We start from the raw sequence: 11638 nt of genomic DNA, 5'->3' as shown, positions 1-11638 counted from the left end.
CTTCCGTCGTGTCAACGGCCCGACGGGCTCTTCAGCGTCGAACTGGCCAGCATGGCGGCTCAGGGCCTCTCGCGACACAGAAGAGGTACGGAGACGTGGCGAGATTAGGGCGCGGAGCCAGCCCGCGCGCGTCGAGCGCCCAGACGAGCCCGGTGACCGCGGAGGCCGCGCCAAGCACCGGCAACCGGAGCCAAGGCGGCTCGATGCAGCCGACGCCAAAGAGGCTCGCGTCGACCGGGAGCATGTAGTCGCTCCACAGCACGTTGAAGCCCGCCTGGCGGTGCGCCTCGGCCAGCGCCTCGCGGTCGAGCGGAACATGGATGTCGTAGATAGACCGGTTGGTCACCTTGGTCCCCCACCCGACGAGCCCGCGCTTGCTATGCTAGGGGGATGCGCTCCTGGCTCCTCCTCCTTGCGTTGAGTGTTTCAGCGGCCTGCGGATCCTCGAATCTCAGCGATGAAATGACAAGCGGCGCCTCCAGCGGCGCTGACGCGGCGGGCGGCTCCGACGGCGCGGGCGCGGCGGGCGGTTCCAGCGGCGCGGGCATGACGGCTAGCTCCAGCGGCGCCGGCGGGTCGGGCGGCGCGGGCGCGGCGGGTGGTTCCGGCAGCGCGGGCGGCGCGTGTACGCCATGGAGCGATTCCGGCGATATGTGCGCGACGACGGCTCACTGTGTGGCGCCCGGGGCCACCTGTACGTGCAGTGGCAGCGCCGTGGGTTGCCTCGACGCCGTGACCTTCCAGCCGCTCGAGCTCCGTGGGCCTACGGTGCCGCCGCCGGACGGCGCGTGCTGCGACACGGAGGGGATGACCTGCGGCGGGTACTCGGACTGCGGGCCGGTCTGTCATTGCCAGGGCGGCGCGTGGTCCTGCACGACGCCGGCCGCGTGTCAGCCCCTCGTGTGCCCTACGGACAGCGAGGAGCTGCTCATGCTGGACGGCACGGCGTGTCCGGAGCACGTCGGCATCGAGTGCCCCAAGGAGCCCGGCTGCAACCCCGTGCGCTGCACGTGCGCGCTGAATCCGGAGACGGGAACCGCCTTGTGGCAATGCCGCATGATCCCCTGCTGAATGAGCAGCGATGCCCCATGGAGTCATCGGCGGCTCAAGGAGCACGCGAATCGTCGCAAGCGCGTCTATCAACTCCTCGTTGCGGAGGACTCCATACGTCTCCACCACGCAGTAAAAAGCGCGCCGCGGAGGCAGGCAGCGGAGAGATCCCGAGGCGGGCGGCGCAAGTCGAGCGGCTCGGTGGCGACGTAGATCGAGACGCGGCCCGGGATCATCGCACACCTCCGAGTGCGCGAACGACGCGCGCCAGCGTATCCTCATCGAACGTCGGTGGCACGCGCACGACCGCCCCGGCGAGGGTTTCTACGCAGCGCAGAGGCTCCAAGGCAGCATGCAGGTCACCGGACAGGTACGGAAGATGCGCGACCGGACGCGATCGGGACGTCGATCATTAGCGCGGCTACCCCGACCGGCGATGAGGGCGAGACGACGACCTCCGAGCGCGTGCGGCGGGGCGACCGGCTAAGGAGCTTCCGTACTGGGGGTGCCACGCGTCCTATGCGAGCGGCGAGCGCCACGAACGCGTCACGGTGAACTCCTGCTGCTGGCGGCGCGGCTCGACGCGCGCGGGCGCTGGTCGCGTTCTGCGCGACGTGCCTACCTTGGCGCCCCGTCTGTGTCGCCTCCGGGCGCGGCGCCGACGGCGCGCGCGAAATTACCAAATCGAGCCCTTCGCAACCCCCGGTTTCGGCCCCTCAGCGGCGCTTTCCAGAAGACCCAACCCCGCGATTCCACAGGGTGTTTTTCCCAGGCGGGTCTCCGGGTAAGTCGCGGCGAGTTACCGGCGACGCAGAATTACCGTTTCGTGCTCCTTCCGGCAGCGTCAGTCACGGTTGCTCGCGAACCCAACTCAGATGGAGGTACAGCATGACACGAGCGGCTCTCGCGCGTGTATCGGCACCCCTTGCTCTTCGTCAGCCTGGTAACGGCGCGCGCGTGGTCGAGCGGACATTCCCGGATGTGCCCGCCAGAGGAGCGTGCCCACCGAGAGGGCTTGCCCAGCCCGCTATGGCAACGGCGACGCTCGCGATCCCGCTGGACGGGCTCACGCTCACAGCGCCGCAGCCGGAGTTGCTCTCGCAGAAGAACGTCGAGTCGGTCACCGGGATCCCGGCGCGCGTCTTCCTCGACACGATCCGCGCGCCGGGCTTTCCCTTGCCGGTTACGAAGCTCGGCAAGATGCGCCTGGTCCGGCGGGAGGCGTTCGTCGCCTACCTCCAGGCACTGGCTCGGGACCCGGGACCGCGCCAAGCCGCGGCGGAGGACGAGCGGACGGGGGTTGCCGCGGTGCTGGCCGCTGTCGGTCTCGAACCGGTCCGGCAGCCGCGGGCCGCCCGAGGGACCGCTCCTTCCGAAGGCGCGAGGCGTGGCATGCTGCCGTCGAAGTAGAGATGGCTCGCTCGGCTTTACCAACGCCGGACGGGCCCTCCATCGACAACGGCTAATTCGGATCGAGCCAGGGCCGACGTGCCCCAGAGCGCCCGAAGTGCTCGCCTCACCCATCTCGCGCACGGCACGATGGCGGGGTAGGACCGGGGGTGATGATGCGTGGCGTCATGTGTCGTCGCGTTCGATCGAGTTCGCGGCTACCACCGGTTCTGCCTCGAAAATCGAAGAGGGCGCGCACGCGCTGCTGCTGGGTGACACGCTCGTCGGTGAGCTGGTAACCTGGTACAAGGAGGCATTTCGTGCGCAGATCTGTTTTGGCCGCTTCTCTGACGATTCTTGGTGCTGGCTACGCGGCGTGCGGCGCAGATGACACAAGCGGGACCACTGCTTCGACGGGCTCGACGACCGCCTCTGGGACGAGCGGTACGGGCCACCTCTGTATTCCTGGGCAGCAGATCGCGTGCGCTTGCCCCGGTGGATCAGAAGGCGCGCAGGCCTGCATGGCAGATGGTACCGGCTACCTGCCATGCGGCTGCATTGTCGGTGGTTCCGCGGGAGGCGCAGCGGGCGGCGACGACGAGGGGCCCGGAGGCGCCGGAATGCAGGGGGGCGGCGGACAGGACAGCGCCGGAGGAGCTAGCGGCGGGAATAGTGGTGGTGGTCCGGGCGTGGGTGGAAGCGGGGGTTTTTGTATTCCCAACTCTCTACTCGCTTGTTATTCCGGGCCGCCTGGAACGCAGGGCCTTGGCGTCTGCCAAGGAGGCGTTCAGATCTGCAACGTTCAGGGAACGGCGTATGGCCCTTGTACGGGGGAAGTGATTCCTTCCACGGAGACCTGCAACACCGCGGTAGATGACGATTGTGACGGCCAGACGAACGAGGAGGGCGCAGGTTGCGTTTGCATTCCGGATTCGTCTGGGCAGTGCTACTCCGGTCCACCCGGTACGAGCGGTGTTGGCATGTGCGTGCCCGGCACTCACACGTGTAACAGGTCCGGAACGGCTTATGGGCCATGCCTTGGCGAGATCGTGCCCTTCGCTGAGACCTGTGCCTCTCCAGGAGACCACGACTGCGATGGCACGATCCCATCCTGCGCCCCGACGGCATTGTGGGCCAAGCGCTTCGGCGATGGATCTGATCAGACATCAAGCGTAGTGGCTATTGATCAGAGCAACAACATCGTGCTTGGTGGTTGGTTTCAAGGAGTCCTTGACTTCGGCGGAGGTCCGATTTCGTTCGCGGGGGGTACGGATGTCTTCGTGGCAAAGCTCGATCCTCTCGGCTCCCACCTATGGAGCAAGCGTTTTGGTGACGCGGAATTTCAAGGAGCGTACGACGTTATCAATGACTCTCTTGGCAATGTTGTGATCGCAGGAGACTTCCTCGGGCAGGTAGACTTTGGGGGAGATCTCTTAACTAGCGCCGGGAGTGCGGATGCGTTCGTAGTCAAGCTGAATGCCGAAGGTGGTCACGTCTGGAGCAAGCGGTTCGGAGATGCGTCCGCCCAATCGACCACACGTCTCGCCGTCGATGGCAGTAACAACATCGTCGCCGTCGGCAGGTTCACGGGGACGATCGATCTTGGAAATGGGTCTTTCAACAGCGCAGACTCATCGAGCTTCATCGCGAAGTTTGATTCCAACGGCACGAGCCTATGGAGCAAGGCCTTTGCGGTCGGTGTGATGGGCGTCGCAGCCGATCAGGTAGGCAATGTGTTTGTTTCGGGCTACTTTCAAGGAAGCGTGGACTTCGGCGGCGGGCTTCTCACCAGTGCTGGTGCGGCAGATATGTTTATTGCCAAATTTGATGCTGCTGGAAATCATGTCTGGAGTAAACGGTTTGGTGATGTTAAGGACCAGAATGCCACGCGAGTCGTCGTAGACGCTAAGGGCCGTATCAGCGTTGTTGGCGAGTTCGACGGCAGGGTGGACCTCGGCGGCGGCCCGCTTGTCAGCGATGCTCCTTGGGATACCCTTCTCGCGCAGTTTGATGAGTTCGGAAACTTTGTATGGGCGAAAAAGTTTGGCGCGTCCGGTTTTCAGGCGGCACGAGGTCTCGCGGTGGACTCTTCGGGGAACATAATCATCAGTGCATTCACCGATGCCCCCATCGACTTCGGACACGGCTCCTTGCCTACCCAGGGGTCTAACGACGTGTACATCGCAAAGTTCTCTTCCGACGGTGCCCACACGTGGAGTGCGACGCTCGGTGATTCAAGTGAGCAGTACGCCATGAGCGTCGCAACCGATAGCCACGGCAACGTACTGCTGATCGGCGGCTTTCGCAGTACCATCGACTTCGGCCTGGGATCACTTGCAAGTACCGGTGGTTACGATATATTCGTGGCGAAGTTCTTGCCTTAAAGTATCCCCGATACCATCTGGGTAGAGATGGTAACCATCCAGCCGCCGCGCAAAGCGCACCCACTCAGCTGGCACAACCCGCGCGTGGTCGATTGCTTGGCCATGGACGCCATCTTCTTCGTTCTACGGACGGGTTGCCAGTGGGCGCAGTCGATGCGACCGGCATCTGAAACTACTCCTCGGCGGCTGCGGCGCTGACTTGCGCCCCCGCGACAGGCGAGATCCCGCTGGCTCGCGCCACCGGCAGCCCGGGACCCGGGGGTTGACCGGTCCACATTCACGCGGCTTCCGACGATCGTCGACGCCATGTGGTCGGCCTCCCGCTCGCCTTACGCCGGCGGGCCGCCCCAGGCGTGAGCGCGGCCGCGAATCGCGGTAGAACAGTGGGCACCATGCCCCGCAAGCCCACCGGATCGCTCTTCCGCAACGACGCTGGGCGGCTCTACGTCCGCGTCCTCGTCGGCGACAACGACCGGGAGAGCTTCCCGCTCGACCCTAAGCTGACCGAGAAGCAGGCCGAGCAGCGCAAGGAGCTCGTCGCCGACCTGGCCGTGCGGCTGCGCGCCTCGCCCAACGTCACACGCGACGCGATCGTTGCGCTGCTGGAGCGTGCGGCGGTACACGAGGGCAGGGCGCTCCGCGACGTCATCGCGGCGGTCGACGTCATCTGTAAGGGCGGCGCACAAGCGAAGGTCGTCCCCGGCGGCAGCTCGGTACCGAAGCAGGTCAGCATCCAGCAGTTCGGCCAGCTCTGGACCTCGGGCGAGCTCGCTCGCATGTACCCCGACCACGTCAAGCCAAAGCGCAGCGTGGAGCAGGACGTCTACCGCTTCGACCGCCACATCTACCCGATTGCCGGCCACGTCCCCGTCGCGGCCTTCACGCTTGACGACGCCGAGCGTGTCATGTGTGCGCTCCCGCCGATGTCCCCCGCGTCGCGCCGTCACATCGCGCAGCTCTTGCACCGGCTCATGGCGATGGCCGTCTTCCCGTGCCGTCTCCTCGCGACCAACCCGCTCCCCCGCGGCTTCCTCCCGAAGCTCGGCCCCGCGAAGGCGAAAGCCTGTCTCTACCCCGACGAGGACGCGCGCCTGCTGGCCAGCACCGCGATCCCGCTGTGCTGGCGCGTCCTCTGGGGCTTCCTGAACCGCGAAGGCCCGCGCATCAGCGAGGCGGCGCGCCTCCAGGTGCAGGACGTCGACCTCGATCGCGGTGCGTTGCGCCTCGAGAAGAACAAGACGAACGACCCCCGCGCCTGGGCACTCTCGCCCGGCGTGCCACAGGCGCTGCGCGCCTGGCTCGCGCTCCGCGGCAACCCATCACCATCCGCCCCGCTTTTCGTCAACGAGGATGGCGAACGCTTCAGCGTCGAGCACGCCGCCGAGCGACTTCGCTCCCACCTCCAACTCGCCGGTATCGACCGTCCAGAGCTCTTCGAGGACTCTGACGAGCGCCAGCAAGTCCGCGCCCACGACACGCGCTCAACCTTCATCACTGTTGCCCTGGCGAACGGCCGCAGCGAGACCTGGGTGGCCGACAGAACTGGCCATCGATCGAGCGTGATGATCCAGAGATACCGCCGAGCCGCCAGGACGTTTGCAGAGCTGGGCCTTGGCGAGCTAGCTTCCCTCGCCCAGGCGATCCCCGAGCTCGCCGGAAACGGCACAGGAAACGGCACAGACGAAGGCGAGCGTGGGCTCCCAAAAGTAAAAATCAAAGTAATATCAACAACATGGCCCCGTGGCGAAATGGCAGACGCGGTGGATTTAAAATCCGCGGCCCTCGCGGGCGTCCCGGTTCGAGTCCGGGCGGGGCTACCTCGTAAGTGCGGCGCACCGAGCAGGCGGGCGGTGACGCGCTCTGGAGCCGCGGCACCCCCATCGCCCAGGAGCCGCCAGCTCGATTGATCCTCACCCTGCCCAGAGCACCCCGGCTCCCCGGAACCTCACACCCTCCGAGGTTGCCCGAGGTTGCGCAGCGCGCTTCGTGGTGTGGGGGAACCGCGCGGGAAGCGGCGGGGTCGACCTCGACCCCGCACCCAGCGGCTCACCTGAGCTGCTCGCCGCCTCGAACGGGACCAGGTCGCGCAGGGCGCGCCTCGCGCTTCGTGGCGCCGACGTGCCCGGGACGCCGCATGCCCGTCACGGTCTGATGGGAGCCTGCCATGGTCCGGCGGGAACCCGATGGGAAACGGCGCGCAGCCACGCTCGTGTCCTCTGGGCTCGACAAGCCGAGTGGATTCGAGTAATGGGAGCGCCACTCCATGGATCTGGACATCGACTGTCTGCGCGAGGCGAAGGTAGAGAACGTAGAACGTCTCGCACACGCTCTGGGCGTCAAGCTGCCCGAGCACAAGCGCCACGACAGGCGCGCCTACAACCGTGAGCTCATCCGCGTGGTGATGCAGGGCATCCGGCGCGACGCCGAGCGGTCGCGTGGCCGCAGGTTCTTCGGTCGCAGCTGACGATTCCAGCCCTACAGTAGGCCACCGAAGGACGCTGGCCGACACTGTCCCTACTCCCTCTCCCTCTCCCTCTCCCGCTCCTGGCAAGACGGCAGTTCTCCGCATCGCTCGGAGAATCGCGCTTCGGGGGCTGATTCATCCAGGAAAGCCGCCCCGGCGGCCTCCCGTCCGAGCGCTCTCCCGCGCCCGCCCAGGTGGCCTTCCGCCCCCCGCGGCCTGCCGCCCCCAGCGGCCTCCCCACTCCCCAGCCGCCTACCGCCCCTGCGGCTTGCTCCGCAGCGTCAGCCGGCTCCCGGTCACCCGGCTCCGGGCCGCCATCAGGAGCGGCGCCGCCGGCGTGAGCGGATCCACCAGGTCGTTCACCTGGAGCATCGCCCTGTCTGCCACCTTCCACGCCGCCGACAGCCCCGACGCCCCCTGCTGGGGCGAGCCGGCCAGATCCAGCGCCCGGCTCAGCTCCTTGCCCACCTGCGCGATGCGAGCGAGCTCCTCCCGCGACGACCCCCCCTCCTTCGCCGCCGCGTAGATCGTCCGCACCACCCCGAGCAGATCCCGCACGGCATCGAAGGGAAACGGCGGGGCGCTGACCGGAATGGGCACTGAGCCAATGTACAGCAACTCGCCCCGCAATGGACCGATCGCATTCCCTTATCTCGCGTAAGATTTCCTCTAAATCGTATCAGATGTAACTTCAGTAACAGAAATAATCAGTTGAGCGGGCCCACTGCCTCCTCCACCGCGGCGATGAGCGCCCCGCTCTGGATGAGCTCCGCGGCCGCCGCGATGTCGCGGTAGAGGGGGCGGTCCTCGGTGAGCCCGGGCACCACGCGGCGGATGGCGGCGTGGGCGGCCGCGACGCCCGCGCTGGGGCGCAGCGGGAGCCGCTGGTCCACGCCCTGGGCCGCCGTGATGAGCTCGATCGCCAGCGAGCTCCGGACGTTCTCGATCACCTGCGCGAGCTTTCGCGCGCTGATGCTGCCCATGCTCACGTGGTCCTCGCGGCCGGCGCTCGAGGGGATCGAGTCGACGCTCGCAGGGTGGCAGAGCACCTTGTTCTCGCTCACCAGCGAGGCGCTCGCCACCTGGGCGATCATGAACCCCGAGTGCAGCCCGCTGTGCGGCGCCAGGAACGGCGTGAGCCCGGTCGAGAGCGCGGGGTTGACCAGCTGCTCGACCCGCCGCTCGCTGATGTTCGCGAGCTCCGCCGCCGCCATCGCGGCAAGATCCAGGGCGAGCGCGACCGGCTGCCCGTGGAAGTTGCCGCCCGAGATCAGCTCGGCGCCGCCATCCGGTCCATCCCCGAGGAACACCGTGGGGTTGTCCGTGACGCTGTTGACCTCGCGGGTCAGCACCTCCGCGGCCCAGGCGACGGCGTCGCGCGTCGCGCCGTGGACCTGGGGCATGCAGCGGAGCGAGTAGGCGTCCTGCACCCTCGGGCAGTCCGCGTGGCTCTGCATGATCTCGCTGCCCCCGAGCAGCGCGCGCAGGTTGCCGGCCGTGCAGGCCTGGCCCGGGTGCGGGCGGACGCGCATCAGCCGCTCGTCGAACGGGCGCTTCGAGCCCATCAGCGCCTCGAGGCTCACCGCGCCGGCGATGTCCGCGACCGTGCAGAGCGCGGCCGCGTCCCGCAGCGCCAGCGCGCCGAGCGCGGTCATGTACTGGGTCCCGTTGATCAGCGCGAGCCCCTCCTTCGCCGCGAGCTCGATCGGCGCGAGGCCGGCCTTCGCGAGCGCCACCGCGCTCGGCATGAGCTGCCCCTCGAAGCGCGCCTCCCCCTCGCCGATGAGCACAAGCGCGAGGTGCGCTAGCGGGGCCAGATCGCCCGACGCGCCGACCGACCCCTGCGCAGGGATGCGCGGGCTCACGCGGCGCTCGAGCAGGGCGGCGAGCAGATCGAGCACCTCCGTGCGCACCCCCGAGTGCCCCAGCGCGATCACCTGCGCGCGCAGGACGATCATGGCGCGCACCTCGGCCTCGCCGAGCTCCGGCCCGACCCCGCAGGCGTGGCTCCGCACGAGGTTGCGCTGGAGCGCCCGGATGTCGTGATCCGCGATGCGCGTCTCCGCGAGCGCGCCGAAGCCGGTGTTGATCCCGTACACCGCCGGCGCAGCGTCGCCCGCCGCCGCGATCGCGTCGATCGCGCGGCGCGAGGCCGCCGCCCGCTCGCGCGCCTCGGCGCAGATCGCCGCCGGACGACCGCGCCGCGCGACCTGCTCGAGATCCGCGAGCGAGAGCGGGCGGCCGAGGAGCAACGGACGCGACGGATCCGACGGATCCGACGGAGGCGGCGAAGAAGGAGAACCAGCGGCGGCGCTCGGCGTGGAAAGGGTCACGAAGGCGCACGCTAGAGCGGCGGATGCCCCGCGAAAAGCCAGCTGCGCGCCGTTGGCAGAAGAATCCAGTGCCCCGCGGGGATCGATCCGCCTATCCTTCGGGCGCGCGTTCCCGGCCGGGCGCTGGTGAGCGGCTGCTTGCTTCCGATGCGCTTCGCCTTCGTCACCCTCGCCCCCCTTGCGTTTGCTGTCGCGCTCGCCTCGCCGAGCGCGGCTCAGCCCGTCGAGGAAGCGAGCGCTGGGCGAAGCTCTCCGAGTGCGGCTCAGCCCGCCGCGCCGGCCGCGCCGGCCGTCGATGACTTCGAGGAGCGGCTCGTGCTCGACACCGGCCGCAAGCCGCCGCCCCCGCCGGATCCCACCCGATCGACGTTCTCTTTTCAGGGCGAGTACCAGCTCCGCTACCGCGCCATGAGCGATCTGCCGCTCCGGGCGCCGCCCCTGTCGGCTCCGGGCGCGACGACGCTCGGGCAGAGCCAGTACATCGCCCACTGGCTGCGCCTCTCGCCCCGCTTCCACTTCAAGGACAAGGCCTCGATCGTGGCGCAGATCGACGTCGCCCGGGGCCTCATCGCCGGGGACACCACGCGTGACGTCGAGCAAGTGCGCGACGCGCGCGCCGCCCTGGCGTGGTACGAGGTGCACCCGCGCGCCCTCTACCTGGAGGTGCCGTGGGCGCTCGGCGTCGTCCGGGTGGGCCAGCAGAGCGCGCACTGGGGGATGGGGCTCGTCGTCAACGACGGCGAGCACGCGAGCGTCTTCGGCGATTACGAGCGCGGATCGCTCATGGAACGCGTCCTCTTCGCGGCCACGCCGATGGGGAAGGGCGGGCCGCTCCACGTGACCGTGGCGGGCGACCTCGTGTTCGAGGACAACGCGGCCGACCTGCTCGGCAACGACGTCGAAGGGCAGGACGAAGGCGAGGGCGATCGCGCCTTCCAGGCGGTCGTGTCCGCGCTCTGGCGAGAGCGGCGCGGCGAGATCGGGATCTACGGCGCCATGCGGCGGCAGGCGCGCGAGCGCCGCGCGAAGACGAGCCCGGCCCGGTTCAGCGAGGTGCTCACGTCCGGCATCCTCGACGTGGCAGGCAGATTCAACGCGCCGGTGCCGGGGGGCCGCGCCCACGTCTACGGCGAGCTCGAGGCCGCGGTGATCCTCGGGGCGGCGTCGTTCGCCCCGAGCGGGCCCCCGCCGCCCTCCGGCCACGCGTTCGGGCGCTCGCCCGTGACGGTGCGCTCGGTCGGCGGCGCGGCGACGCTCGGCGCGGTGCACGTCGCGGGCCGCGGGGCGCGGCCAGCCGCGCGGTGGGGGCGCGTCGTCACGGAGATCGAGGCCGGCTACGCCTCGGGCGACGACGACCCGACGGACGGCGTGTCGCGGCGCTTCACCTTCGACCCGAGCCACAACGTCGGGCTCCTCCTGTTCGACGAGGTGCTCGCCTGGAAGACCGCGCGCGCGGCCACGATCGCCGAGCGGGAGCTCTTCGCCGCGTCCCCCGAGCCAGGCATCAGGTCGATGCCGTCCAAGGGAGGCGTGCCCGGCGCCGCCTACGTGAACCCGCGCATCATCGTGCGGCCGGCGCGCTGGCTCGACCTCAAGGCGGGCGCGGTCATCGCCGAGGCGACCTCGGATCTGGTCGATCCCTACGGCGCCCCGCGGGCGGGCGGCAGCCTGGCCAACTACGACGGCGGCGACAGCCGCCGCCGCGATCTGGGCGTCGAGCTGGACCTCGGCGTCGACGCGCGCATCGCGATGGGCAGGCTCGTCACCCTCCAGTTCGGCACCGAGGCCGGGGTCCTGTTCCCGGGCGGCGCCTTCGACGACGCCGCGGGCGCCGAGCTCCCCGATCAGTACCTGCTCACGCTCAAGCTGGGCGTGATCCACTGAGCCCGCCAGGGCTCGCCGGGCCCTCGGTCGAGCTCGCGCGCGACACAGCAGACGAGGGCCGCCCAGGATGCTAGAGGGCGGTTGCGAGGGCCGCCCGCGCGCAGCAGCGGGCGCCCCTGGCAGACAGCGGAGAG

General features: G+C 68.9%; 10 protein-coding genes, 1 tRNA gene and 2 pseudogenes. 9 read left to right on the top strand and 4 right to left on the bottom strand.

Annotated elements, in window-relative coordinates; all coding sequences use genetic code 11:
- Window positions 1-31: 31 nt before the first annotated feature.
- Window positions 32-346 carry a hypothetical protein gene (locus POL72_RS10975; RefSeq protein WP_272095048.1) on the bottom strand — a complete coding sequence of 105 codons (315 nt, stop codon included), beginning with the start codon at window positions 344-346 and terminating at the stop codon, window positions 32-34.
- Between the two features lie 368 nt (window positions 347-714).
- Between POL72_RS10975 and POL72_RS10970 the strand changes: the two genes are divergently transcribed.
- The 5 genes and pseudogenes from POL72_RS10970 to POL72_RS10950 form a co-directional block, all read left to right on the top strand.
- Complete coding sequence (locus tag POL72_RS10970; protein WP_272095046.1) at window positions 715-1071, top strand: hypothetical protein; 357 nt, start codon at window positions 715-717, stop codon at window positions 1069-1071.
- 1008 nt (window positions 1072-2079) lie between these two features.
- A complete protein-coding gene (locus tag POL72_RS10965; protein ID WP_272095045.1) occupies window positions 2080-2460 on the top strand; it encodes a hypothetical protein in 381 nt (126 codons plus the stop codon).
- A gap of 169 nt (window positions 2461-2629) precedes the next feature.
- A complete protein-coding gene (locus tag POL72_RS10960; RefSeq protein ID WP_272095044.1) occupies window positions 2630-2830 on the top strand; it encodes a hypothetical protein in 201 nt (66 codons plus the stop codon).
- Between the two features lie 889 nt (window positions 2831-3719).
- A complete protein-coding gene (locus tag POL72_RS10955) occupies window positions 3720-4823 on the top strand; it encodes an NHL repeat-containing protein (protein WP_272095043.1) in 1104 nt (367 codons plus the stop codon).
- A 42-nt stretch (window positions 4824-4865) separates the two neighbouring features.
- A pseudogene (locus POL72_RS10950) lies at window positions 4866-4967 on the top strand (IS5/IS1182 family transposase); the annotation flags it as partial.
- A gap of 185 nt (window positions 4968-5152) precedes the next feature.
- Here the strand turns inward: POL72_RS10950 and POL72_RS10945 are convergent.
- Window positions 5153-5788: a hypothetical protein gene (locus POL72_RS10945; protein ID WP_272095042.1), complete on the bottom strand. Its 636-nt coding sequence runs from the start codon at window positions 5786-5788 to the stop codon at window positions 5153-5155.
- On the opposite strand from POL72_RS10945, the pseudogene POL72_RS51635 reads away from it, so the two are divergent.
- The 3 genes and pseudogenes from POL72_RS51635 to POL72_RS10930 form a co-directional block, all read left to right on the top strand.
- Window positions 5729-6352: pseudogene (locus tag POL72_RS51635) on the top strand (tyrosine-type recombinase/integrase); the annotation flags it as partial. The gene POL72_RS10945 and the pseudogene POL72_RS51635 overlap by 60 nt on opposite strands.
- A gap of 205 nt (window positions 6353-6557) precedes the next feature.
- A tRNA-Leu gene (locus tag POL72_RS10935) sits at window positions 6558-6640 on the top strand.
- 446 nt (window positions 6641-7086) lie between these two features.
- Window positions 7087-7287 carry a hypothetical protein gene (locus POL72_RS10930; protein WP_272095040.1) on the top strand — a complete coding sequence of 67 codons (201 nt, stop codon included), beginning with the start codon at window positions 7087-7089 and terminating at the stop codon, window positions 7285-7287.
- A gap of 252 nt (window positions 7288-7539) precedes the next feature.
- Here the strand turns inward: POL72_RS10930 and POL72_RS10925 are convergent, their stop codons facing one another.
- Window positions 7540-7887: a hypothetical protein gene (locus POL72_RS10925; protein ID WP_272095039.1), complete on the bottom strand. Its 348-nt coding sequence runs from the start codon at window positions 7885-7887 to the stop codon at window positions 7540-7542.
- 107 nt (window positions 7888-7994) lie between these two features.
- Entirely contained in the window at window positions 7995-9539 is a 1545-nt protein-coding gene (gene hutH, locus POL72_RS10920; RefSeq protein WP_272095037.1) for a histidine ammonia-lyase, read from the bottom strand.
- Between the two features lie 228 nt (window positions 9540-9767).
- On the opposite strand from hutH, the gene POL72_RS10915 reads away from it, so the two are divergent.
- Window positions 9768-11504: a hypothetical protein gene (locus tag POL72_RS10915; protein WP_272095035.1), complete on the top strand. Its 1737-nt coding sequence runs from the start codon at window positions 9768-9770 to the stop codon at window positions 11502-11504.
- Window positions 11505-11638 lie beyond the last annotated feature (134 nt).

The organism is Sorangium aterium (assembly GCF_028368935.1).
GTDB lineage: Bacteria > Myxococcota_A > Polyangia > Polyangiales > Polyangiaceae > Sorangium > Sorangium atrum.
The sequence above is the reverse complement of the archived record's forward strand: the minus strand, read 5'-3'. Positions and strand labels throughout refer to the sequence as shown.